This is a genomic window from Halopseudomonas aestusnigri (assembly GCF_002197985.1).
Taxonomy (GTDB): Bacteria; Pseudomonadota; Gammaproteobacteria; order Pseudomonadales; family Pseudomonadaceae; genus Halopseudomonas; species Halopseudomonas aestusnigri.
Genome location: NZ_NBYK01000005.1, coordinates 10091 through 35869, shown reverse-complemented (window position 1 = coordinate 35869; position 25779 = coordinate 10091). Strand labels below are relative to the sequence as shown.

Sequence of the window (25779 nt, the reverse complement as noted above, 5' to 3'; positions counted from 1 at the left end):
CCGGTGGCGCTTGGTAGCGGGTGAAAGGTAGCAGGACTTGGGGCGGAGTGAATTTGGCCCAATGAGTATGCGGTGTTCGGTCACAGCCGTCGTAGCCGCTCTAGAACAAGGCTTTCTGGTCGGGTTCGATGTGGTTTCTACTACCAACGAACTAGATCGCGGCCACCAAAGCAGCATTGGGCCGATTGCGGCTGCTTCCTACCATGGCCATCGACAGCAATGCACTTGCGCAATCGATTCGGCCACGAGGTGAGCAGTATGAACCATTACAAGAACGCACTGAAGATGACCGCACTCGGCCTGGCACTGGCCGCCGGTCAGGCGCTGGCCCACGGCAATGTCACCCCTCAGGCAGTAGATACCAAGGGGCTGGAAGAGCTGGGCACGGAATGGCGCGAAACCAACCCCTACCGTGAGGGCCACCCGCAGCACGAGCTGGCGATCAAGGTCGGCGCCTCAGCCTACAACCAGAACTGCGCCGCATGCCATGGTCTGGAAGGCATCTCCGGCGGCATTACGCCCGACCTGCGCTATCTGGAAGTCGGCGACTACGGCGATGAGTGGTTCAAGGAGCGGGTGATCAATGGCTCGGTCCGAGATGGACGCGTCTACATGCCGAAGATGGCCGACTTCCTGAGTCAGGAAGCACTCTGGTCCATCCGTACCTGGCTGGAAAGCGTGGCAGTGGAGCAATAACGCCATGGTCCGCGCCTGGCTGTTTTGTCTCTGCCTGCTGCTGGGACTGCCAGCGCAGGCGTACAACATCACCCACATCCGTGAGTACGACGAAATCGTCGCCTCTGGCGAGCTGCGGGTGGCCCTGTACCAGGACTTCCCGCCCTACAGCTTCATGCAAAACGGCGAGCCCACCGGGGTTGATGTCGCGCTGGCCAAGGCACTGGCCGAAGGGCTTGGCGTCCGCCTGAGTATCCAGTGGATGCAGGCGGACGAAACCATTGACGGTGACCTGCGTAACCACCTGTGGAAAGGGCATTACCTGCGCCCGGGCGAAGTCGCCGATGTGATGTTGCGGGTGCCCTACGATCAGGACTTCAGCAACCGCCGCGATGAGCTTGGTCTGCCGAAGAACGAGCTGGTGCACATGTTCGGGCCCTACCAGCGCGAACGCTGGCAGGCGGCGTTTGACCCAGGCAAGATCGACGCCGTCCCCAGCATCGCCATCTTCCAGTATTACCCGGTCGGGGTAGAGGAAGACTCGGTGCCGTCGTTCTATCTGGGCTCGGTGATGAACGGCCGCCTGGCCGGAATGATTCACCACTACCGCACCCTCAGTGTTGCCTTTGATGCGATGCTCAAGGGCGAGGTCAACGCGGTAATGGGCACCCAGGCGGAAATCGACTGGCTGCTGGCGCAACACCCGGCAGCGGGCATGCAATTGACTGAAAACGCCTACCCGAACATCGGCAAGCAGGTGTGGGAGCTGGGTATGGCCGTCCACGAATCCAACCGTCAACTGGCCTACGCGCTGGGTGATGAGGTGGAAAGCATGATTCTCGATGGCCGGATGGCGGCTATCTACGCGGCGCACGGGCTGCGGTATTTGCCGCCTGATCGCTACGCGCAGTAATCGACTGATCTCCTTTGCCGGCCTCTGGGCCGGCTTTTTTTGTTTGCCTTGCGTTACAGCGACAGTGTTTGTCGTGTCGATGTGCTTCGATGCTGGACACATCACCTCAGGCGTGCTGCTATTGCCCTTATCAGGATGATGGCTATCTGCTCCTAATCGCCATAGTGAAGGACTCACGGCATGGACGACTTTTCTCCCTCGGATCTGAAAACGATCCTGCATTCCAAGCGGGCCAATATTTATTACTTGCAGCACTGCCGGGTGTTGGTCAACGGTGGACGCGTTGAATACGTTACCGATGAGGGCAAGCAGTCTCTCTACTGGAATATTCCCATTGCCAACACCACAACAGTATTGCTGGGGACTGGCACCTCCATTACTCAGGCGGCAATGCGCGAGCTGGCAAAGGCTGGTGTGCTAGTCGGATTTTGTGGTGGAGGTGGGACGCCCCTGTTCAGCGCCAATGAAGTGGATGTGGAAGTGGCGTGGCTATCACCGCAGAGTGAGTATCGACCGACAGAGTACCTGCAGGCATGGGTGAAGTTCTGGTTTGACGATGTGCAGCGGCTGGCTGCTGCCAAACAACTGCAACAGTTGCGCCTTGACCGTATTGAGCGTACATGGCTAGGTAATCGTGCCTTTGACGACGCAGGCTTTACGGTGCCAGCGGAGCGCCTGCGGCACTTACTCAAGGAGGCTGCAGCCCGTAACCAAGAGGCAGGCGACAACACCATGTTGTTGACCGAAGAGGCGCGACTGACCAAGGCGCTGTTCAAACTGGCGGTTGATGCCACTGGCTATGGTGATTTTACCCGCGCCAAGCGCGGCTCGGGTGGCGATCCGGCAAATCGTTTTCTTGATCACGGCAACTACCTCGCTTATGGCCTTGCTGCGACTGCGACCTGGGTGCTCGGGTTACCGCACGGGCTGTCCGTGCTGCATGGAAAAACCCGACGCGGCGGACTGGTTTTTGATGTCGCGGACCTGGTGAAAGATGCCTCCATTCTGCCGCAGGCATTTATATCCGCGATGCGTGGTGATGAGGAGCAGGAATTTCGTCAGGCATGTATTGAAAACCTGAGCCGCAGTGAATCGCTGGACTTTATGATTGAGTCGATCAAAGTGGTAGCGGATGCGCTCGGGGACGGGACGCAATGAATGTCCTGTTGGTTTCTCAATGCAGCAAGCGTGCGTTGACAGAGACTCGCCGTATCCTCGACCAGTTCGCCGAGCGCCGCGGCGAGCGCACTTGGCAGACGCCGATCACCATGGCGGGGTTGCAGACGCTGCACAAGCTGTTGCGCAAGACTGCGCGCAAGAACACGGCGGTTGCCTGCCACTGGATTCGTGGCAAGGATCACAGCGAGTTACTCTGGATTGTGGGCGACGCCCGGCAGTTCAATAGCCAGGGCGCAACGCCAACTAACATGACCCAGCGCGATGTCTTGCGCGCCGGAGATGAGGATGACTGGCACAGTGCCGAAGACATTCGCCTGCTTGCCTGTGTCGCGGCGCTGTTTCACGATTTTGGCAAGGCGGTGCTGGCATTTCAGAACAAGTTACGCAAAAACCTTGCGATTGCTGATCCCTATCGACATGAGTGGATCTCCCTGCGCTTGTTTGAGGCCTTTGTTGCAGGTCAAGAGGATGAGCAGTGGCTGCAGCGATTGGCAGCCGTTGATGCAACGGCAACCAAGGCGTGCCTCAAACTGCTGAAGTGCGACGGACTTGGCGAGCACCGCGGGCCCTTTGCGGGCCTGCCGCCGCTGGCCAAGGCGGTTGGCTGGCTGATCGTAAGTCACCACCGGATGCCCGCGTCGCAGGAAAAATTCAATCACAAGCACATCGAATCTTTGCCTGACGCTATTACCAAGGCGTGGTGCGGCGAGCGCAAGGATGCGACGCAATCCGAGTTGAAACAGTGCTGGAATCTGAAGGCCGGTTTGCCTTTTGACAGCCGTCACTGGTGCGAACATGCCCGTAAGCTGGCCGTACAGATGCTGCGCCGGGTCGGGTTGTTGAGCACAGACTGGTGCATCAACGCCTATGCCATGCATACCGCTCGTATGACGTTGATGCTGGCGGACCATTATTACTCTGGCCAACCCGGGCATGCACGTTATGGCGATGCGGACTTCCCGCTTTATGCCAACACGGATAGGCAGACGAGGGCGCTCAAACAGCGCTTGGACGAGCACCTGATAGGTGTTGAAGTGAATGCCAGCCGCATTCTGCGTAGCCTGCCTCAGTTGACCGGCAGTCTGCCCAGTATTGCCCGTCACAAGGGGTTTCGTCAGCGTAGCGCGGACAGACGATTTGCCTGGCAAGACAAGGCCTTTGACCTGGCTGAGGGACTGCAGCACAAAAGCGCAGAGCAGGGCTTTTTCGGCGTCAATATGGCGTCCACCGGGTGTGGCAAGACCTTGGCCAACGGTCGCATCATGTATGCGCTTTCGAATCCTGCGCGCGGCGCGCGTTTCAGTGTCGCGCTGGGTTTACGTACCTTGACCCTGCAGACTGGACAGGCCTACCGGGATCGGCTTGGTCTGACGGAGCAGGACTTGGCCGTTATGGTTGGCGGCGCTGCCGTCAGGGAATTGTACGAACTCAAACTGCACAATGGCTCCGAATCGGCGGCACCGCTGCTTCCCGAGTGGCAGCACGTTCACTTCGAGGGCAGCATGGTTGATGGCCCGTTACATCGCTGGCTGGCTGAAAGCCCGACTGCGCAGCGCTTGCTTGATGCGCCTGTGCTGGCCTGCACTATTGATCACCTGATGCCTGCAACCGAGGGTACCCGTGGAGGCCAGCAAATTGCGCCCATGCTGCGGCTGATGACTTCCGACCTGGTACTGGATGAGCCGGATGACTTCGGGCTTGAAGATCTGCCCGCGTTGGCGCGGCTGGTCAACTGGGCGGGTATGTTGGGCAGCAGGGTCTTGCTGTCCTCTGCCACCCTGCCACCCGTGTTGATTCAGGGGCTGTTTAACGCCTACCTCGCTGGGCGAGAACAGTATCAACTCAACCGAGGGCAGCCCGGTCGGTCATTGTCTGTGTGTTGCGCCTGGTTTGACGAGTTCACGCCGCTCGCGGGCGAGCATGGCGACGCGGACAGTTTTCTCTGCCAGCATCAGGCGTTTGTCGCCCAGCGCTTGCGCAAACTGGAGAGCAGACAGGCGGATGATAACCGTCGCAAGGCGTTGATTCAGCCGCTGGATATACGCCACGGACTACCAGAGTCCGAACTATTCCGCACTTTTGCAGCCAGCATTCGACAGCAGGTTGTCGCGCTGGACAGGGCGCATTCGATGGCTGATCCGGTTAGCGGCAAGCGGTTGAGTATTGGTTTGGTGCGTATGGCCAATATTCATCCGTTGGTGAACGTCGCACAGGCGCTGTGCGCCTTACCGGCGGCTGAGGACACGCGAGTGCATTTATGCGTGTACCACTCGCAGCATCCGCTACTGGTGCGCTCGGCTATTGAGGGGAAGCTGGATCACTTGCTTGCCAGGCATCAGCCGGATACCTGGTGGGCCTCTGAGCCAGTCAGGCACATCCTTGATGGTAATCCTGAGCAAAATCATATTCTGGTGGTGCTGGCCACACCGGTCGCTGAAGTGGGGCGTGATCATGATTACGATTGGGGGATAGTAGAGCCGTCCTCCATGCGTTCGATCATTCAACTGGCGGGGCGTGTGCGCCGCCATCGACCAGGCAACGTTGCAGCGCCCAACCTCCACTTGCTGGATACCAACCTCAAACACCTGCGCAGCGGCCTTGCGGCCGAAGCATTTTGCCGGCCCGGTTTTGAGAGCAAAGAGTTTCGTTTGCGCACACACTTGCTGCATGAGCTGCTTAGCGATGAGCAGTGGCAGCACATTGATGCCCGCAGCCGAATTCGGCAGCGGGACCAGACTGATCCTGCTGGGAACCTCGTTGACCTCGAACATGAGGTCACTCGCCACTGGATTCAGGGCGCTGGTGACGGCTCACCGCTAAAGGTCATCCCGGCAAGTTTCTGGTGGAAGACGTCTGCCGGACTGACTTCGGTACTTCAGCGTCATCAGCCGTTTCGCTATGACCCCAAAGGGCGTCAACGCTATGTCCTGATGCCGGACGATGCGAGAGCGCGGCTGCACCAGTTAGACAGGGAGGGGCAGTTGGTGCCGGTAGAGAACCTGAAGCATGACATTGTCCTGGAGTTGGCGCCGGGGATCAGCGCCTGGGGTGTGACGGATTATCTGGCAGAGCTGGAGCGGCTCGCAGAACAGCTGGATATGTCAGTTGAGCAGACTGCTCGCCGTTATGGCTGGTTGGATTTGCCAGCGAAAGGGTGTGAGAACGGCTGGACGTATCACCCGGTATTGGGGTTTAACAGAATGGTTTAGTAACGCAGGGAGCTATTTGCATGGAAGAAACGACTGTTGCCTTGACGGCAAGCGACGTGCGGCAAGCAATAAGCGAGTTTATTCAGACCCGCCTGCAAGCCAAGCTCGACAAGCTCAAGGAGGATCAGCACGAGGAGCGAGCAAAACTGTTGGGAGCGCATGAGCCGGAGACTTGGTTGGCAGACGCTGCGCGGCGGGTGGGGCAGATTCAGCAGGTCACGCATGCCATAAAGTACATCCACCCGGATGCGCGCGGCACCAACTTGTTCAATGCTGGCAATCTGTATGTTGGTGATCAGTATGTCGGTACGCATGTTCTGCGCGATGCGTTTGAGCCTGATGTAGTAGGCAATGCCGCCGCCCTGGACGTATACAAATTCCTCCGCGTTGAGGTGGCTGGCCGAAGTCTGTTGGCGCTGGCACTGGAGCGAAACTCCGCGCTGCGAGAGGCACTGTCGGCAGATACCGCCAAAGCCGAGGAGTGGATGACGGCCTTTGCCGGGCTGGTAGAGGCCAAGGGCAAACCGGCTTCGCATACCTTGGCCAAGCAGATGTACTGGCCTCTGGGTAATGGCGAGTACCATTTGCTGGCGCCGTTGTTCCCCAGTTCCCTGGTCAGTGCTGTCTGGCGAGAGGTGCGGGAATACCGTTTCTCAGATCCCGCCAAGGCTGCTCGTGAAGCGGCTCGCAACAAGCTCCCTTTTGCCCATGGCTATCACGAGTATCCCAATGTAGTAGTGCAGAAGTTTGGCGGTACCAAGCCGCAGAATATCAGTCAGCTAAACAGTGAGCGTTACGGCGAGAACCATCTTTTGCCGTCGGTACCGCCCTCTTGGCAATCAGCGGCCATTCGGCCCCCGCTGAATACCGAGAGCATTTTTGTTCGCGGGTTTACCAGTCAGCGCAGCGTGCGGGATGCGATGGACGATCTGCGCAGCTATTTGCAGCGCGTCAAAAACGTCAATAACAAACCAGTGCGCGAGGGCAGGGCGCGGCGAGTGCAGGCTGTGTTTGATGCGTTGCTGCATTATGCGGCTTCGTTGTGGGGCCTTGCCCCAGGGTGGTCAGCCGAGGCGGAGTGCCGTTTGAACGAGGAAGAGCAATGCTGGCTGGATCCGCAGCGAAGCCTTCTGGATGAAGGCTTCGCCGAACGCTATCGGCAGTCCGATTGGCAGGATCAGGTCTGCCGCCGCTTTGCCAACTGGTTTAATGCTCGTCTGTTTGATACGGGCAAAGGCCTCCCCGTTGGTGAGAGCGAGGCGTTCGAATGGAGTCGCCTGCTGGAGCAAGAGCTGACCATGCTGTATAGGGAGTTACGCCATGACTGAAATCAATAGTCTGCTGATATTGCCGCGCCTGCGCGTTCAGGCGGCTAATGCTGTGTCTGGGCCGCTGAGCTGGGGCTTTCCGTCGCCCACAGCTTTCACCGGTTTTGCTCATGCGCTGGAGCGTCGGTTGACCGCTGAGCTGCCCGGCGGCTTTGCCGGAGTAGGCATTATCTGTCATCAGTTCGAACCGCAGGTGTACCGCCCGGCAGGCAGCTATACCCGCGTGTTCTGTCTCACCCGCAACCCGGTAAATAAGGACGGAGCAACCGCCTCTCTGGTGGAGGAGGGCAAAGCGCACCTGGAGGTAACGCTGGTGATTGCGCTGGCCGACTGGGTGCCCGAGGATGATCGTGCATGGGTTCTGGCGAGTATCAGCCGAGTGGCTATGTCCATGCGCCTGGCGGGGGGGAGCCTGCTACCGCAGCGCCCTGGCCCTCCTTATGCACCACGGCTGGAGGAATGGCCTTCGGCCGAGGCTGATCGGCATGATGCATTCAGAAGCTTACGCCGCCACTGGTTGCCGGGTTTTGCGCTCACCCTGCGTGAAGATCGGTTGGCTCAAGGACTGCAACGCCTGCGTGAAACCCGACCCAACGCTACAGCACTGGATGCCTTGCTGGACTTGTCGCGCCTGAATATTGAACCCAACGCCGAACCTGAGCCGAATGGCAGCACCGAGTGGCATGTTCGTCGTCGCGAGGGCTGGCTGGTGCCTTTGCCCATCGGCTATGCCGGTCTTGGCGAGCTGTATGCGCCGGGCGAAGTACTCAACAGCCGGGATGCTGAAACCCCCGTTCGTTTTGTGGAAAGCCTGTACAGCATTGGCGAATGGGTGAGTCCGCACCGTGTTAGTTGTCTGGAGCAGTTGCTCTGGCACCACCAAGCCGACCCTGAAGCCGGCATATACCGTTGTATCAACCGCTATACCGACTATCTGACCGATGCCGCTGAAGGCATAGCATAAGGAGATGTGATCATGGCCAAGAGTGAACTTAAAACCGCATCCGTACTGGCATTTGAACGTAAGCTGGATCCGTCTGACGCGCTATTTAGCGCGGGGCGCTGGGAAGACCGTGACAATGGCGCCCAATGGCCAGCTGTTAGCGTGCGTGAGAAGTCCGTACGCGGCACTATTTCAAATCGCCTGAAAGCTAACGCCCAGGATCCAGCCAAGCTGGACGCGCAGATTCAGTCGCCCAATCTGCAGACGGTTGACGTGGCTACCCTGCCTGCTAATGCAGATACTCTGCGTGCCCGCTTTACGCTGCGGGTTCTCGGCGGTGCTGGAGTCCCCTCTGCCTGCAACAATGCCGATTATCAGGCAGCACTTTTACAGGTGGTTGAAGGGTACACGCAGAGCCAGGGCTTTACGGAGTTGGCCACGCGTTTTGCCTGCAATATAGCCAACGGTCGCTTTCTGTGGCGTAACCGGGTAGGCGCAGAAGTTGTTGAAGTGCGAGTCAGCCATCTTGAACAGGGCAGGGTGGTCGCGAATTGGACTTTCAGCGCGCATGATTTTTCCCTGCGTGGGTTTGAAGCGAGCAATAGTGATCTGGTCGCCCTGGCAGCCGTGATCGAGAGTGGGCTTGCAGCGCCGGATGGTTACGCGTTGCTGGATGTGCAAGCTTACGCACGCATGGGGGATGCACAGGAAGTCTATCCCTCCCAAGAGCTGATTCTGGACCGGGGTAAAGGCAAGAGCAAAACCCTGTATGTGATCGACAATGTTGCTGGAATGCACAGCCAGAAGATCGGCAATGCCTTGCGTACTATCGATACTTGGTATCCGATGGAAGAGGGCAGCATCGGGCCGATTGCAGTTGAACCTTATGGTTCGGTTACGTCAGAAGGGCGTGCCTATCGTCAGCCGAAGCAAAAGGTCGATTTCTACAACCTTCTCGATAACTGGGTGCTCAAGGGGCAAGCGCCTTCTGCAGGGGATCAGCATTACGTTATGGCCACGCTGATTCGCGGTGGTGTATTCGGCGCTTCAGACAAGGATTGAGTCATGGATCATTATCTGGACATACGGCTTCTGCCTGATCCCGAGTTCTCTGCGCCGATGTTGATGAATGCACTGTTTGCCAAGCTGCATAGAACCCTTGCTGCTGATGCGTCTATCGATATCGCGATCAGCTTCCCGGATGCGACCGCGTCGCATCTTGGGCGCGTTATGCGCCTGCACGGTAGTGTTGCCCGGTTGACTGCGCATATGACGAAAACCTGGCTGGGAGGCATGCGAGATCACCTGGAAATAACGCGAGTTGAGCCTGTCCCTCCTATGGCAGTGCCCTATCAGGTGAGGCGTGTCCAAGCCAAATCCAATGCAGCACGACTGCGGAGGCGTTATTTGAAACGCCACCCAACTACAGACTCAAGCTCCGTTGTTGAGCTGATACCAGATAGGGTCGAGCGTCTTTTGGCATTACCGCATCTGCGTATCAACAGCACCAGCTCGGGGCAGCAGTTTCTGCTGTTCATTCAGCAGACCCAAGCGCCAGAAACTCGAACGGGTGAGTTCAACAGCTATGGCCTTAGCAGTACAGCTACGGTGCCTTGGTTCTGACCCTTTTTTAGGGCGCTCCATAACTGCCTTTGAAATCAAATGCTTGGTGTTTTTCTGAAAAAAAGGGAAAACACCAGGCAGGTGGTTTTGCTCTTTAAAAACCAATAATTTATGTGCAAGTATCTCTACTTCACTGCCGTGTAGGCAGCTCAGAAACGCTCGGCGATGACCTCCGGTGCCAAGCAAGTCTTCACTGCCGTGTAGGCAGCTCAGAAAAGAGAAGTCGCATCGAATATCAAACTTGTTTTCTTCACTGCCGTGTAGGCAGCTCAGAAAGCCCCAGCAGCGGATCTGCTGGGCATCTGGAACTTCACTGCCGTGTAGGCAGCTCAGAAACGTGTCGTCGTGGTTCCCGACTACGTTGATGACTTCACTGCCGTGTAGGCAGCTCAGAAAAGTAGCGATGCTCGGTACGTCCCCACGCTTGCCTTCACTGCCGTGTAGGCAGCTCAGAAATCGGCCTTTGTCGCCGGTCGCTGTCCGGGTGACTTCACTGCCGTGTAGGCAGCTCAGAAAAGTCCGGCGCATTGGATGCCGTGCTGGGTAGTCTTCACTGCCGTGTAGGCAGCTCAGAAAAGCTGCTAGCGCTGTGTCCCAGAACTGGGTATCTTCACTGCCGTGTAGGCAGCTCAGAAATGGACGTCGCAACCGCAATGGGCACCGACCTCCTTCACTGCCGTGTAGGCAGCTCAGAAATGCTTGAGCTCAAGCGTCTGTACCCGAAAAGCCTTCACTGCCGTGTAGGCAGCTCAGAAAATCATGCACCCCGTGCAGTTTGCGCAGACTCTCTTCACTGCCGTGTAGGCAGCTCAGAAATTCTAGCGCGCCGGTTGAGACTATCCGCGTCCCTTCACTGCCGTGTAGGCAGCTCAGAAAGTCTTGCCCGTGGACCCTATTCGACAAGCACCCTTCACTGCCGTGTAGGCAGCTCAGAAATGAGAAATGCATATTTATCCCGGGAACAATAACTTCACTGCCGTGTAGGCAGCTCAGAAAGAACCGTAGCCAGCACGGAACAGCACCACAACCTTCACTGCCGTGTAGGCAGCTCAGAAAAAGATGAAATTGACCGGAACGAAGACGCGAAACTTCACTGCCGTGTAGGCAGCTCAGAAAGGTATTGAGCGCGGCATCAAGCCGTGCCTGCTCTTCACTGCCGTGTAGGCAGCTCAGAAAAGCGCTAAACGGCACCATTGATGCGGCTGATCCTTCACTGCCGTGTAGGCAGCTCAGAAAGTCCCATTCCGCCATCATGGTCTCAAGCTCGACTTCACTGCCGTGTAGGCAGCTCAGAAAAGACGGTAATCGCGAACACTATCGCGCAAGAGCTTCACTGCCGTGTAGGCAGCTCAGAAAGTCCAGGCCACCGGCATCAGCAAGGCGTTTCTCTTCACTGCCGTGTAGGCAGCTCAGAAAGTAGTGATCCGGTCAAGAGGCGCAAGCGTCCCCTTCACTGCCGTGTAGGCAGCTCAGAAAACACCTTCCAGCTCACTTGTCTTGATTTCTACTCTTCACTGCCGTGTAGGCAGCTCAGAAAGATAGGTTCCATCAGCGAGCGATAGAGCGACCCTTCACTGCCGTGTAGGCAGCTCAGAAATTCCATCAGCCGCTGCAGTGCCAGCTTCTGCTCTTCACTGCCGTGTAGGCAGCTCAGAAAGCCAACGGATCTCCGCCAGCATCGTAGATCATCTTCACTGCCGTGTAGGCAGCTCAGAAACAGAAGTCCAAAGGCATCAGTGACGCCGGCGACTTCACTGCCGTGTAGGCAGCTCAGAAAACACCGTTGACCAAGGGCACGCTGACAACAAACTTCACTGCCGTGTAGGCAGCTCAGAAAAAGGACGTGATTACCGCGAAGTTCTGGGTTCGCTTCACTGCCGTGTAGGCAGCTCAGAAATGCACCTTGAAGCTGGCCAGCGAGACCGCGCCCTTCACTGCCGTGTAGGCAGCTCAGAAAGGATCAGGCGCTGCCGGTTGTTGGGCGGTGTACTTCACTGCCGTGTAGGCAGCTCAGAAAAGCCGCGCTACCGCTGCGCTGCCGGGGTCCCCCTTCACTGCCGTGTAGGCAGCTCAGAAATACCACGGAGACCAGCAAGCTGTTACGTGCCACTTCACTGCCGTGTAGGCAGCTCAGAAATCCAACGTCTCTGCATCGAAGATCATCGACTCCTTCACTGCCGTGTAGGCAGCTCAGAAAGCGATACTTCTCGCAGGGTGATTCAGGGTCACCTTCACTGCCGTGTAGGCAGCTCAGAAAAGCAGCACGCCGCTGTCACGCGCCTGTGCATACTTCACTGCCGTGTAGGCAGCTCAGAAATGCACATCCTTGAAAACGTCGCCGATCTTGTCCTTCACTGCCGTGTAGGCAGCTCAGAAAAATGGACGGCACGCTGCAGGCCATCACCGACCCTTCACTGCCGTGTAGGCAGCTCAGAAATATCGAACGATCAGAGAATGCTATCCGGCGCACTTCACTGCCGTGTAGGCAGCTCAGAAATTACTCCGGAAGAGTGGGAGTCCGCAGTCCAGCTTCACTGCCGTGTAGGCAGCTCAGAAATGATGCCACCAACCCCATGGGCGGCACCTACGCTTCACTGCCGTGTAGGCAGCTCAGAAAGTTGCCCAGATCACGCAGCTCATACCACTTGCCTTCACTGCCGTGTAGGCAGCTCAGAAAAGCATCTGCACCGCCTGGTACGCCAGCCACTGCTTCACTGCCGTGTAGGCAGCTCAGAAAGGTCCAGCGCCATGCTGCTGACCCAACCGCCCCTTCACTGCCGTGTAGGCAGCTCAGAAAGGCACCCTACACAGTGCAGTTCGCGCTGGAGTCTTCACTGCCGTGTAGGCAGCTCAGAAACGACTCTGACCGGTCGACCACAATGGCGCCCACTTCACTGCCGTGTAGGCAGCTCAGAAACACAAATCCGAGCACTCGAAATGCAGGCGGAACTTCACTGCCGTGTAGGCAGCTCAGAAATGTCTGAGATCCGCGCCGGGCGCAAAGAGTGGCTTCACTGCCGTGTAGGCAGCTCAGAAAATCGGATCAGAATAACCGCCCGGCTTGCCCATCTTCACTGCCGTGTAGGCAGCATAGGTTCGTGGAAAATCTCTTTTATTGTTACGTTATAACAATTATAGTCTGCCCCGCGGTGTGTCAGCCACGCCGTTGCCAATACCAAATCGAAAGGGAGCAGCCATGTTTTCAAGCAAGACGCCTTTGACTCTGGCGCTGGCGGCGGTGGCCGCTGGTGTCTCTTCCGTGCAGGCAGCGGATGCGCCGCTGGATTTGCCGACGCTGACGGTCAGCGCCAGTGCGCTGAATCAGACTCCGGAGCAAATGGTTCAGCCGGCGGCGGTGCTGCAGGGTGAGGACTGGTTTGCGCTGCGTGAGACCGGGCTGGCGGACAGTCTGGAGTCGCTGCCGGGGGTGCGCGCTGCCGGGTTTGGCCCGGGCAGCAGCCGACCGGTGATTCGCGGGCTGGATGGTGCGCGGGTGCGGGTGCTCAGCGACGGTGCTGATGTGCTGGATGCTTCGACTATCAGCCCGGACCACGCGATCAGCGCCGATACCGCATTGATCGAGCGGGTGGAGGTACTCAAGGGCCCGGCCACGCTGTTGTACGGTGGCGGTGCGATTGGCGGGGTGGTCAACCTGATCGACCGCCGGGTGCCGACCTACGTACCCGAGCGCGGTTACGAGGGTGAGATTGATCTGCGCGCCAATACGGTTGCCGATGAGCGCGCGGGTTCTGCGGGTCTGACGTTGGGTACCGGTGCCTTTGCCATGCGTATCGAGGGCGGCAAGAGTGAGGCTGATCCCTATCGTATTCCCGGGCACCCCTCCCGTCAGGAAGGCGCCTACAACGATACCGATACCGGTTCTCTGGGGCTGAGCTGGATTGGTGAGCAGGGTTATCTGGGCCTGGCCTACAGCCGTCAGGATCGCGAATACGGTTTGCTGGCGCACGAGCACGCCGACTGTCACACCCACGGCCCTGATTGGCACTGCGGCGGTCATGACGATCACGACCACGACGATGATCACGACGACCATGATCATGACCACGAACACGCCGATGCCTGGATCGATATGGAGCAGCGCCGCTGGGATCTGCGTGGCGAATACCAGAATCCGTTTGCCGGGGTAGAACGTGTACGCCTGCGCGTTGCCGATACCGACTACCGCCACGTCGAGATGGAAGGTGATGAAGTCGGAACCCGCTTTACCAATCGCGGTACAGACGGGCGTCTGGAGGTTACTCACGCCCCGGTTGCCGGCTGGCGCGGGGTGATCGGCACCCAGCTGACTCGTCGCGACTTTGCCGCCGAAGGGGAGGAGGCGTACGTTCCGGCGACGCTGACCCACAACCGCGCGCTGTTCCTGCTGGAAAGCTATGAGGCCGGCGACTGGTTGTACGAAGTCGGTCTGCGCCAGGAATGGCAGTCGGTCGATGTGAAGCAGGGCAGTGACGACGCTGACCATCGCGGTACCTCGCTGTCGTTCGGCGCGTCCTGGCAGTTTCAGCCGGACCTGGCGCTGTACGGTTCGCTGTCGCGCTCACAGCGTCTGCCGACCGCCGAAGAGCTTTATGCCAACGGCCCGCATGCGGCGACCCGTACGGTAGAACTGGGTGACCCGGATCTGGATCGGGAAACTGCGATCAACGCTGAACTCGGTCTGCGTCGTACCCGTGGCGCGGTCACCTTTGATGTCAGTGTCTACCGCAACGAGGTGGATGACTTCATCTACGCCGCTGATACCGGGGCTGATCCCGGCGCGGGCTATCGCGTCGTTGAGTACCGCCAGGCTGATGCCGTGCTGCAGGGGCTGGAAGGCAGCGTGAGCTGGCAGGCAACCGCGGCGACCGGGCTGACCCTGTTCGGCGATAGTGTGCGTGGCCGTCTGAAGGACGGTGGTGATCTGCCGCGTATCCCGGCTGATCGGGTCGGCGTGCGGCTGGATCAGCGTCTGACTGGGTCAGTGTCTGCGCAGCTGGAAGCGAGTCAGGTGATGCGTCAGGACAACACCGCCGACTACGAGACCGAGACAGGCGATTACACCCTGCTGGGCGCTGGCGTGAACTGGCGTGGACAGCTGGGTGAAAGCGATCTGCTGCTGTATCTGCGCGGCAACAACCTGCTCAACGAGAAGGCGCGTCAGCACAGTTCGTTCATCAAGGATGAGGTGCTGCTGCCGGGCCGCAACCTCACGGTTGGCGCGCGTTTCGTGTTCTGAGGCGGGCGGGTAGTGCTACCAAGGGAGTAAGGAAATTACCCCTGCGAGCAATTGTTGGTATTGGGCTCTGAGCCAAGAATCGTGGCCAGAAGCAGGAAATTTTCCCGTTTCATCGTGTGGGACGTGCCGAGCGGCAGCGAGTATCGCTCGGCACAACCCGACTGCGCCAATACAACAACATCTCAGAGGTAGCAGCAATGACCAAACATGCCCGCTCTTCCTTTCTGTTGACCACGCTGGTTGCCGCCATGAGCGTCGCCGGCGTGGCCGCAGCCAATGTCACCAACGACGATATCCGTGCCGATGCCACCAACAACAGCCAGGTGGTCACCAACGGCATGGGTCTGCAGGGTCAGCGTTACAGCACCCTGGACATGCTCAATACCGAAAACGTCAGCAGCCTGCAGCCGGTCTGGGCTTTCTCGCTGGGTGGCGAAAAGCAGCGCGGTCAGCAGTCCCAGCCGATGATCAAGGACGGCGTGATGTATGTCACCGGTTCCTACTCGCGGGTCTTCGCGGTTGACGCCCGCACCGGTGCGAAACTCTGGCAATACGACGCCCGCCTGCCCGACGGCATCATGCCGTGCTGCGACGTAATCAACCGTGGTGTAGCCCTGTGGGATAACCTGGTGATCTTCGGCACCCTGGACGCCAAGCTGGTCGCCTTGGACAAGGACACCGGCAAGGTTGTCTGGCGCAAGACCGTTGCTGACTACAAGGCCGGCTACTCGATCACCGCAGCTCCGCTGGTGGTTGACGGCAAGCTGATCACCGGCGTCTCCGGTGGTGAATTCGGCGTGGTTGGCAAGATCGAAGCCTACAATCCCTCCAACGGCGAACTGCTGTGGACCCGTCCGACCATCGAAGGTCACATGGGTTACACCTACGAAGACGGCAAGGCCGTCGAGGCCGGTATCTCCGGTGGCGAAGCAAACCAGAGCTGGCCGGGCGACCTGTGGAAGACCGGTGGCGGCGCGCCGTGGCTGGGCGGCTATTACGATCCGGAAACCAACCTGCTGTTCTTCGGCACCGGTAACCCGGCACCCTGGAACTCGCACCTGCGCCCCGGCGACAACCTGTACTCGTCTTCGCGTCTGGCTTTGAACCCCGACAACGGTCAGATCGTCTGGCACTTCCAGACCACCCCGCATGACGGCTGGGACTTTGACGGTGTGAACGAACTGATCTCCTTCAATTACGAAGAAGACGGCAAGGAAGTGAAAGCGGCCGGTACCGCCGACCGCAACGGCTTCTTCTACGTGCTGGATCGCACCAACGGCGACTTTATCCGCGGCTTCCCGTTCGTAGACAAGATCACCTGGGCAACCGGTCTGGATGAGAATGGCCGTCCGATCTACGCCGATGATTACCGTCCGGGCGCACCGACTGAATCCGGCGATGCCGGCCGTCAGGTGTTCACCGCACCGGCCTTCCTCGGCGGCAAGAACTGGATGCCGATGTCCTACGGCCAGAACACCGGTCTGTTCTACGTCCCGTCCAATGAGTGGGGCATGGACATCTGGAACGAATCCACCACCTACAAGAAGGGCGCCGCCTACCTGGGTGCCGGCTTCACCATCAAGCCGCTGAACGAGGAGTACATCGGCGTCCTGCGTGCGATGGATCCGAAAACCGGTGAGGAAATCTGGCGTTACCAGAACGAGGCTCCGCTGTGGGGCGGCGTGCTGAGCACCAAGGGCAACCTGGTGTTCACCGGTAACCCCGAGGGCTACCTGATGGCGTTTGACTCGCGTAACGGTGAGAAACTGTGGCAGTTCAATACCGGTTCCGGCGTGATCGGCTCACCGATTACCTGGGAGATGGACGGCGAGCAGTATGTCTCCGTCATGTCCGGCTGGGGTGGTGCGGTACCGCTGTGGGGTGGCCACGTTGCCGAGCGGGTGAAGAACTTCACCCAGGGCGGCACTCTCTGGACCTTCAAGCTGCCGAGCAGCGCGGCAGTCAGCCAGCGCTAAGCAGTCGGGAGTGCGCCTAGGCGTACTCCCGCATCCTGCCACCGGGCGCGTCCTGCGCCCGGTTCTTCGCCGCCTGTCGCGGCAATTTACTACTTTGGTACCGGTTTGCCGGGCGCCCTCTCAGGCTGCGTTAACCTGAGCACTGGCTTCTACCCTGCGTGACCTGCCGTGCACCCGATACCGCTTGCCTCCCTGCCTGCCGACCAGCGCGACTACCAGTTGTACCGCGCCAGTAACGGTCTGCTCTGTCTGCTGATTCACGACGCCCACGCCAGCCAGGCGACGGCGGTTTATCAGGTTGCCGCCGGCAGCCATGCCGAGCCCGATGACCTGCCGGGGCTGGCGCATCTGCTCGAACACATGCTGTTTATGGGTTCGCAGCGCTGGCCTGAGCCCGGCGCGTTCCCGGCCCGGGTAGCGGAGTGGGGCGGGCGCTTCAATGCCAGCACCGCACCCTATGCCACCCGTTTTTTCTGCTCGGTCAGCCCGCAGGGCCTGCAGCCATGCCTGGCCCAGCTGACCGACATGCTGGCGGCACCATTGTTTGCCCCTGAACAGATCGAGCAGGAACGGCGGGTGATTGACGCCGAGTTCAAGACCCGACTGGCCGACGATGACATCCATGCCCAGGCGGTGCTCGCCACGCAGGTGCAATCGCAGCATCCACTCAGCCGCTTTACCGCCGGCAATGCGCAAACACTGGCGGGGGACGCGGCTAGGGTATCCGAGCGGCTGAGCCAGTGGCACGCCATCCACTACCGTGCGGGAAGCATGGCGCTGGTGCTGCACGGGCCGCAGGCGCCAGAGCAACTGCTGGCGCTGGCACGGGACAGCGCGGAGCAACTGCCGGCGGGGCGCGCGCCTGAACCTTTCGTCCTGCCGCTGTTTGCGCCAGGCCAGTTGCCGCGTCAGGTGGAATGGCAAGGTCGCAGCAGTCAGCCGCAGACGGTGTTGCTGTATCCCCTGCGCGAGTGTGATTCGCACGGCGCTGCAGCGCACTGGCTGGATGAATGGCTGAACAGCCCCTCGCCCGCAGGCGCGCTGGGATATCTGCGCGATCGCGGTTTGCTCGATGAGTTGCGCGCCTCGCTGGAGCCGGACGTCGGCGGTCAGGCGCTGCTGCGTATCGAGTTGTACAGTGCTGACGCCGAGCCCGAACAGGTGCTGGCCGGCCTGGACGGCTGGCTGCAGGCCATGCGCAGCAAGGACCCGGCCGAGTGGCAGCAGGCGGCGCGTCGGGCTCTGGCGCAGACCGCCTTTGATCTTGGCCCGCAGGGTGACATGCTCGACAGCTGCCGTTGCTACGCCGATCGGTTGCTGACGCTGTCGGCGGAACAGGTACTGGATGTGGCTGGCGTTGCGCTGCCGACTCTCGGCCTGGCCGATTGGCAGCAACTGCTCAGCCAACTGAATCCGACCAACCGTTTACTGTTGCAGCGCCTGCCAAGGCTGCCAGGCGACGAGCTGTGTGCGCACACCGACACCCGCTGGCAGGCATGCGCGTTGCCGCCTAGCCCTGCGCCGACCGCCAACCTGGCCGGTCGGCTCGGCCCCTGCCTTGGTCCGCTGGCCGAGGCACCCAAAGGGCTGCGCTGGTCATCGGTCGCGCCCGGTCTGCGTCTGCAACGCTTTAGTCCGCAAGGTGGGGCGTTGCGCACCCGACTGGCATGGTGCTGGGCAGACAGTTCGGCAACACTGGCCGAGCGGCGCTGGCTGCAGGCTTGCTGGACGCTGCAAAGCGAGGCGCTGGAGCGTTGGGGCGCGCGGGTTGGCGTGGGGCTGCAATGGTCGCTGGCGCCGGGCCAACTGGTGCTGGATGTGCGTGGTCCGCAGGCCCTGTTGCCTGGCTTTGTGCGCGAGCTGCTGAGTCAGTTGCAGACGCCGCCTGCGGCCAGCCAGCTGCCTTTGATCGAGCGTCGCAGTCGTCGCTGGTTGCAGGACGAGCAGGACGCCTTGCCCGCCTGGCGGCTGCTGCAGACGCTGGAGCAGGAACGCTCGACTCAGGCCTTGCGGCTGCGCGACCCGTTGGCGCTCTGGCAGCGGCTGTGCGGGCAGGCGCAGATCATCTGGCTCAAACCCGACGGCTGGCCGGAGGCCGAGCGCTCGCAAGTGGCCAAATTGCTGATCAATCTGTGCCCGAGTCTGATGCAGCCGTTTGCCTGGCGCTGTCCGTTGCCGCAGCTGCAGCCGGGGCAGCTGCAGGTCAGCGAGGTCAGCAGCAAGCACACCGACCGCGCCCAGCTGCTGTATCTGCCGGCTGAAGGCGACAGCCTGCTGGAAGCGGCCTGCTGGCGTCTGCTGCACCACTTGCTGGCTGATTCCTTCTTTGCCGAGCTGCGCACCCGCCAGCAGCTGGGCTACTGGGTAGTCGCGCGCCTGCATCGCCGTGCCGGCCGCCCCGGTCTGTTGCTGCTGGTGCAGTCGCCGGACCGTTCACACCGCTGCATCGAATCGGCGGTAGACCGCTTTCTGGAGCAGAGCCTCAAGCATCTGGGTGCCCTGTCTACCGTTCAATTGCAGGACCATGCCGTGCACCTTTCGCAGTTGCTGGAGCAGTATCGGCAGCACCCGCAGCAGGGTTTTGAGGCGCACTGGGAAGACTGTCTCTGGCAGCGCGAAGATCAGTTGGTGGCAGAGCGGCAGGCGTTGCTGCAGCTTGACGCCCTGCACTGGCGCGCATTCGTCAGTCGCCTGCCGCACAGTGCGCGTTGGCGCCTGCTCAGTCGGCAGGCCGGGGCGGACTGAAAAAGGCGCATGTGTACTACCTAGGTAGGTTGTAAATACAACCTGCCGCCGGCGATTTTCTTCGTCGCTTGGTCGCACACACCAAAGGGCAATACAACCGCCGCTCATGGCCAATGGGGGCGGGCAGGGGGCTTTCTGATAATCGGCGTGACGCTTCAGTCACTGATTACATCGGAGAGCACCATGTACAAGAACAAGATTGCCTGCACCCTGCTGACCCCCATCGCCCTCGCGTTGCTGAGCGCGCCGGCCTCCGCCGCCATTACCCTGTACGACGAAGACGGCACCACCTTCTCCGCTGACGGCTACGTCAATGCCTTCTACGTTCAGACCGACACCGACAACATCAATGACGACCTGGACCGCGATCAGGCCCGCGTCAAGATGGGCTTTCTGCCGAACTACATCGGCTTCAACATGGGCAAGGACATGGGCGACCTGACACTCGGCGCGCGTTCGTCGTTCTGGGTCACCATCAACGACAGCGAAACCAACGGCACCGCGACCGCCATCGACGTACGTCAGTTCTACGGCACTATCGGCGGCGACTGGGGTGAAGTGCTGGTCGGTAAGGACTTCGGGCTGTTTGCCCGCTCCAACATCCTGCTCGACGAAATGCTCGCCGGTTACGGTCAGGTCAGCGACACACTGGGTCTGGTCGACGGCGGCGGCGTGTCCTTCGGCAACATCGGCAGCGGCTACCCGTACCCGTTCCCGACCGCTCAGATCACCTACCGCTCGCCGGTCATGGGTGGCCTGCGTGTTGCCGCCGGTATCATGGACCCGGTCGACACCAGTGACGACAGCGCTGTCGGCAAGAACTACCAGGACGCACCGCGTTTCGAAACTGAAGTCACCTACCAGTTCGATCTGGCTGGCGCCGATATCTACAGCTGGGTGAACGCCGGCTACCAGACCTCCAAGAACACCGACAGCACCGTCGACGACGTGACCTCGCAGGGTTTTGGCTACGGCGTCCAGGCGAAGATGGGCGCCCTGTCGCTGACCGCATCCGGTTTTGACGCCGAAGGCATCAACCCGTTCTTCACCAACAATGCGGGCGAAGCGGTACTGCGTGAAGTTGACAGCACTGGACACCTGTTGCAGGGTTCCTACACCTTCGGCGGCAAGACCCGGTTGGCGCTGTCCTATGGCAAGACCGAAGACGACGGCAATGGCCTGGGCGTTGCCGCTGACTACGAAACCCGCGCCATCGGCCTGTTCCACAGCATCAACGAGCACCTGACGCTGGTAGCCGAGTACAACCAGTTTGAGATCGAAGACCGCACCAACAGCGTCACCATCGAAGAGACCGACTCCGTCGCTCTGGGTGTTGCCCTGAGCTGGTAAGAGCCTTCAGCAGTACCGGCCCCCGCCTGTGTGAGCAGGCGGGGGTTTTTGTTTCTGGGACGGCCGAGTTCCAGCTTGGCTGCGGGGCTTCGGCGGGGCGCTCATGGTGGAGAACGCTACGCGATTCTCCACCCTACGGCCGCCGCCAGCCCCGCACCTCAACCATGTAGGATGGAGAACGCCGCAGGCTTCTCCGTCAATCACCAGCCCCGCTCCGCGTCGTCCCCAAGACCTACCAATCCAGTACTGAAGTAGCATAGGGCCGGGGCTTGCCTGCTCTCTAGAATCGTTGGCATGAACCCGATTTCCGGTATGCCCGACTTCAGCACCCAGCCGCTCGACGACTGCTTCCGCACCGCCATGACCGAGGCCACCGACCCGGACGCTGCGGCGCAGGATCTGGCGCGTCAGCTGCTGCACCCGCATCTGGGCTGCGTGCTGTTCTTCTGCTCGGCGGAATATCCGCTCGACCAGCTGGCGACCGCGCTGGATCAGCACTTTGGCGGCGTCATGCTGCTGGGCTGCACCACCGCCGGAGAAATCAGCGCCGCAGGATATGGCCGCGGCTGCATCAGCGCGGTCGGGCTCGACCTGCGCACCTTTGCGGTCGACTGCACGCTGATCCGTGGACTTGAGAGCTTCAGTCTGGTTGAGGCGCAGCAGGCGGTAGAGCGGATGCTGGGTCACTGTCGGCAGGTCAATCTGGCACCGGTCAAGGATCACACCTTTGCCCTGACCCTGCTCGATGGTCTGTCCAGTCGCGAGGAGCTGGTGCTCAACACCCTGAGCGCCGCGCTCGGCAGCATTCCCCATTTCGGCGGTTCGGCCGGCGACGACAACCACCTGAGCCACACCCACGTCTACTACCAGGGCCGCTTCGTTACCGGCGCCGCCGTGGTGGTGATGGTCAACACCTGGCTGGACTTTGAGGTGTTCACCACCCATCACCTCAAACCCACCGACAGCAAGCTGGTGGTGACCGACGCCGACAGCAGCACCCGTACCGTACTTGAACTGAACGCCGAACCCGCCGCCGAGGAATACGCCCGGCTGGTCGGCGTGCCGGTGGATGAGCTGAGCGGCAAACACTTCGCCCTCGACGCGCTGGCGGTGCGCATTCGCGACCAGTTCTACGTGCGCTCGATTCAGCGCGTCAATCCGGACCGCAGCCTGACCTTCTACTGCGCGGTGGATACCGGCATCGTGCTGACCGCGATGACACCAGGCGAGCTGCTGCCCAATCTGCGCCTGCGTTTTGAGCAGCTGCGTCAGCGTCTCGGTGAACCGGTGCTGATCCTCGGCTGCGACTGCTTCCTGCGCCGCATGGAATCCGAGCTGCGTGGTGAAGATAAGCGCATGTCGGAGTTTCTCGCTGCCAACCGGGTGATCGGCTTCAACACCTACGGCGAGCAGTTCAACGGCATGCACATCAACCAGACCTTCACCGGGGTGGCCTTTGCATTCCCGCGTTGAGTTGCCGCTGCATGACCCGGAGCTGCTGGCCGAGCTGGAGGCGCTGCGGGCGGAAAACCGCAAACTCAAACGCATCAACGCCGCGCTGATCGAACGGGTCGAATCCAGTTCCAGCCAGCGCACCGAAAGCTACGCCGCGTTTCAGCACTCGGTGGAATTGGCCGAACAGGTGCGTGAACGCACTCAGGCGCTGAACGACACCATGGCCGAGCTGCAGGCCAGCAACCGCCTGCTGAGCGATGCGCGCGCGCGCGCCGAAAAGGCGCATCACTATCTGATCGACGCCATCGAAAGCGTGCCCGATGCCTTCGTGCTGTTCGACGAGAACAAGCGCATCGTGCTCTACAACCGCCGCTTCGCCGCGTTCTGGCAGGGCACCGGCGTGCGCATTACCGAAGGCACCTCGCTGGGTGAGGTCAAGCGCATGGCGCTGCGTGCCGGGCTGATTGTCGACACCGACGCCGCTGCCGACGGCCATCTGCTGCACCAGCTGCGTGACCAGCGCTGGATGCAGGTCAGCGAACGGCCGACCCGCGAAGGCGGGCTGGTGATCATGTACACCGACATCACCGACCTCAAGCAGTCCGAGAAAGCGCGGCGCGAGAAGGCGCTGGAGCAGAAGACCCGGTTGCTGCAGCGTACCGTCGACAGTCTGTCCCAGGGCGTCGCCGTGGTGAATGACGAAGGCGCGCTGGAAGTCTGGAACGGCCGCTTCCTGGAACTGGCCGGGCTGGCGCCGATTGAAGCCCACCGCCCCTTTGATGAGGTGATGGAAGACAGCGAGCTGGAGCTGTTCACGCCCTATAGCCGCACCGAGCAGGGCGCGCCGGTGCTGACCTGCGAGCAGCATCTGGGCAATGGCCGGGTGCTGGAGGTGCGCACGCATCCCATGCCCACCGGCGGCTTCGTCAACACCTTTACCGACATTACTGAGCGCGACCTCTACGCCCGCGCGCTGGAGGACAGCGAGCGCTGGGTCAGGCTGATTACTGACCATGTACCGGCGCTGATCGCCTACGTCGGTGCCGATCTGACCTACCAGTTCACCAACAAGGTCTATGAAGACTGGTACGGCTGGGCGCGTGGCGAGATTCTCGGTCACAGCCTGCATCGGGTGCACAGCGCCGAGCAGTACGCCCGCCTGGAGCCATACATCGCCCGGGCTTTCAACGGCGAAAGCGTCAGCTTCGAGTTTGCCGAACCCAATCTGGACGGCCACCAGCGCTACCTGCTGCGCTCCTATGTGCCGAACCGTGACAGCGAGGGCGAGGTGGTCGGCATCTTCGTCATGATTCGCGACATCACCGAGCGGCGGCGCACCTCCGAGGCGCTGCATCAGGCCTATCAGCATCTGGAGCAGCGCGTGCGCGAGCGCACTCAGGAGCTGACCGAAGTAAACAGTCAGATGCGCCAGGAGATCCGCGAGCGCGCCGAGGCCGAAGCGCGCCTGCGCGAGGCCAAGCGCGAAGCCGAGCAGGCCAACCTGTCGAAAACCAAGTTTCTCGCCGCCGTCAGCCACGACCTGCTGCAGCCGCTCAACGCCGCCCGGCTATTCACCGGCGCGCTGCTGGAGCAGCAGGTGCCGGAGGGCAGTGCATCGCTGGTGCGGCAGGTCAGCCACTCGCTGGAGGATGTCGAAAACCTGCTCGGCACGCTGGTCGACATTTCCAAGCTGGACGCCGGGGTCATCAAGCCGGATATCAACGCCTTCTGCCTCGACAGCCTGCTCGACAACCTCGCCAACGAATATCGCCAGCTCGCCGCCAGCGAAGGTCTGCAGCTGAGCTTTGTGCCGTGTGGTGCGGTGGTGCGCAGCGATGCCCAACTGCTGCTACGCATCCTGCGCAACTTCCTCACCAACGCCATCCGCTACACGCCATCCGGGCGCATCCTGCTTGGCTGCCGTCGCCATGCCCACGGCCTGCGCATCGAAGTCTGGGACACCGGCATGGGTATCCCGGAAGACAAGCTGCAGGAGATTTTTCAGGAGTTCAAACGGGTCAACCCCAGCGCCAACACCCGCGACCGTGGGCTGGGGCTTGGTCTTGCCATCGTCGACAAGATCGCCCGCATGCTCGGCCATCGCATCCGTGTACGCTCGGTCGAAGGCCGTGGCTCGGTGTTCAGCGTGGATGTGCCGTTCGGCCGCCTGCAACCGACCGTGGTGCAGGACGAACCGGTCACCGCCCGCATCGGCGAACGCCTGCCGGGCTCCACCGTCTGGGTGCTGGATAACGATGCCGCCATCTGCGCCGGCATGCGCACGCTGCTGGAAGGCTGGGGCTGCAACGTCATCACCGCGCTGTCGGAAGAAGACCTCGCAGCCCAGGTCGACAACTTCCACGCCCAGGCCGACCTGCTGATCGCCGACTACCACCTCGACAACGACGTCAACGGCGTCGACGTCGTCCAACGCATCAACGCCCGCCGCAGCTCACCGCTGCCCGTGCTGCTGATCACCGCCAACTACAGCAACGCGCTCAAGCTACAGGTGCGGGAGTTGGGGCATGTGATTTTGCACAAGCCGGTGAAGCCGATGAAGTTGAAGACGGCGATGAGTCATTTGTTGGCGGTGAGTGGGTGATCTTTGGGTCGCCCTGATAAATACAGCAAATCGTGCCCTTTGCTGGTTTTGTGGTCTCTTCGATATGCGTGCTCGGCTTTGGTATTTAAGGCTCACTTCCTCGCATTCATTGCGATTCCTTTCGCCTTTCTGGCGAGTCACTTTTCTTTGTGTGGCCAAAGAAAAGTAACCAAAAGAAAGGCCACCCGGCTGCGCGGCCCTTCGGGTTCGCTGCGTTGCTCGGCCTGACGGGGAGTCGTAAAACTCGTCGCTGCGCTCCTCAGACAGCCTACGACTCTTTTTCCCGTCAGCCCTGCGCTACTCGCCCGCGCAGACGGGGGTATTGGTCCGTGCGCACCTCATCCCCCGTCGCAGGAACATGCACTACGGGAAGGCCGAGTTCCAACTCGGCCATGACGTTGCACGGCGGTTCGCTGGTCGAGCGGGAGCTCGACCGTCCCGTGTGTGTGGTTTTGATTACGGAGGATAGGGTCGAGTGCGCACGGCCCCAGATCCCGTTTACGCGGGCGAGTAGCGCAGATTTATCGGGAAAAAGAGTCATAGGC

Annotated in this window: 14 protein-coding genes and 1 CRISPR repeat array; all 14 genes read left to right on the top strand. The window is 60.6% G+C overall.

The features are described 5' to 3' along the window. Window positions 1-258: 258 nt before the first annotated feature. The 14 genes from pedF (at window position 259) to B7O88_RS09175 (ending at window position 25234) form a co-directional block, all read left to right on the top strand. Window positions 259-696 carry a cytochrome c-550 PedF gene (pedF, locus tag B7O88_RS09240; protein WP_088275730.1) on the top strand — a complete coding sequence of 146 codons (438 nt, stop codon included), beginning with the start codon at window positions 259-261 and terminating at the stop codon, window positions 694-696. A 4-nt stretch (window positions 697-700) separates the two neighbouring features. Further along, a complete protein-coding gene (locus tag B7O88_RS09235) occupies window positions 701-1588 on the top strand; it encodes a substrate-binding periplasmic protein (RefSeq protein ID WP_088275477.1) in 888 nt (295 codons plus the stop codon). A 180-nt stretch (window positions 1589-1768) separates the two neighbouring features. Then, window positions 1769-2746 (top strand): type I-F CRISPR-associated endonuclease Cas1f, encoded by a 978-nt coding sequence (gene cas1f, locus B7O88_RS09230; RefSeq protein WP_088275475.1) that lies wholly within the window; start codon window positions 1769-1771, stop codon window positions 2744-2746. Between the two features lie 35 nt (window positions 2747-2781). Further along, the gene (gene cas3f, locus B7O88_RS09225) at window positions 2782-5976 is read left to right on the top strand and encodes a type I-F CRISPR-associated helicase Cas3f (RefSeq protein ID WP_235821148.1); all 3195 of its coding nucleotides are present in this window, start codon (window positions 2782-2784) and stop codon (window positions 5974-5976) included. A gap of 20 nt (window positions 5977-5996) precedes the next feature. Beyond that, window positions 5997-7304, top strand: coding sequence for a type I-F CRISPR-associated protein Csy1 (csy1, locus tag B7O88_RS09220; protein WP_088275471.1), 1308 nt, complete (start codon window positions 5997-5999; stop codon window positions 7302-7304). After that, the gene (gene csy2, locus B7O88_RS09215; RefSeq protein WP_088275469.1) at window positions 7297-8268 is read left to right on the top strand and encodes a type I-F CRISPR-associated protein Csy2; all 972 of its coding nucleotides are present in this window, start codon (window positions 7297-7299) and stop codon (window positions 8266-8268) included. The genes csy1 and csy2 overlap by 8 nt, the downstream gene beginning before the upstream one ends. Window positions 8269-8280: 12 nt before the next feature. Further along, on the top strand, window positions 8281-9309 hold the full coding sequence (csy3, locus tag B7O88_RS09210; protein WP_088275467.1) for a type I-F CRISPR-associated protein Csy3: 1029 nt from the start codon (window positions 8281-8283) through the stop codon (window positions 9307-9309). A 3-nt stretch (window positions 9310-9312) separates the two neighbouring features. Continuing rightward, window positions 9313-9870, top strand: a complete 558-nt coding sequence (cas6f, locus tag B7O88_RS09205) for a type I-F CRISPR-associated endoribonuclease Cas6/Csy4 (protein WP_088275465.1) — start codon at window positions 9313-9315, stop codon at window positions 9868-9870. A 128-nt stretch (window positions 9871-9998) separates the two neighbouring features. Then, a CRISPR array of direct repeats spans window positions 9999-12967; the repeat unit is 28 nt; unit sequence CTTCACTGCCGTGTAGGCAGCTCAGAAA. 99 nt (window positions 12968-13066) lie between these two features. Continuing rightward, window positions 13067-15106: a TonB-dependent receptor gene (locus tag B7O88_RS09200; RefSeq protein WP_088275463.1), complete on the top strand. Its 2040-nt coding sequence runs from the start codon at window positions 13067-13069 to the stop codon at window positions 15104-15106. Window positions 15107-15303: 197 nt separating this feature from the next. Further along, window positions 15304-17082, top strand: a complete 1779-nt coding sequence (locus B7O88_RS09195) for a PQQ-dependent methanol/ethanol family dehydrogenase (protein WP_088275461.1) — start codon at window positions 15304-15306, stop codon at window positions 17080-17082. Between the two features lie 168 nt (window positions 17083-17250). Then, window positions 17251-19827, top strand: coding sequence for an insulinase family protein (locus tag B7O88_RS09190; RefSeq protein ID WP_088275459.1), 2577 nt, complete (start codon window positions 17251-17253; stop codon window positions 19825-19827). A 183-nt stretch (window positions 19828-20010) separates the two neighbouring features. After that, the gene (locus B7O88_RS09185) at window positions 20011-21177 is read left to right on the top strand and encodes a porin (protein WP_088275457.1); all 1167 of its coding nucleotides are present in this window, start codon (window positions 20011-20013) and stop codon (window positions 21175-21177) included. Window positions 21178-21489: 312 nt separating this feature from the next. Then, on the top strand, window positions 21490-22650 hold the full coding sequence (gene nosP, locus B7O88_RS09180; protein ID WP_328587510.1) for a nitric oxide-sensing protein NosP: 1161 nt from the start codon (window positions 21490-21492) through the stop codon (window positions 22648-22650). After that, window positions 22634-25234 carry a NahK/ErcS family hybrid sensor histidine kinase/response regulator gene (locus B7O88_RS09175; protein ID WP_412779070.1) on the top strand — a complete coding sequence of 867 codons (2601 nt, stop codon included), beginning with the start codon at window positions 22634-22636 and terminating at the stop codon, window positions 25232-25234. The genes nosP and B7O88_RS09175 overlap by 17 nt, the downstream gene beginning before the upstream one ends. The last annotated feature ends 545 nt before the right edge of the window (window positions 25235-25779 follow it).